The 233-nt window shown below is 57.1% G+C and carries 1 protein-coding gene; it reads left to right on the top strand.

From position 1 onward, the window contains the following. Nucleotides 1-233, top strand: a 233-nt coding sequence (locus tag FN960_RS24825; protein WP_221936882.1) for a hypothetical protein, incomplete at both ends; no start/stop codon positions are given.

Genomic DNA, 233 nt, shown 5'->3' on the forward strand with positions numbered 1-233 from the left:
GTGTTTGCCAGCGTAAATAATCTCTACCATCGACCACAGCAAAAAAAGCAGATCGATCGCCAGCATGCGCGGATCTACAACGCGGTGTTGCAGCGGCTGCCGCACGTCGCCCAGCGCGCAGCACGCGATCATGTGCGGACCGTGAAAAAGAATCTCCACGATATCGAGCTGGAAGGCCACCATTTGATTCGCTCGGCGGTGCCGCTGGAGATGAACCAAATGGGCCTTCCAGC

The organism is Alkalicoccobacillus porphyridii (genome assembly GCF_007293315.1).
In the GTDB taxonomy this organism is placed as follows: Bacteria; Bacillota; Bacilli; order Bacillales; family Bacillaceae_D; genus Alkalicoccobacillus; species Alkalicoccobacillus porphyridii.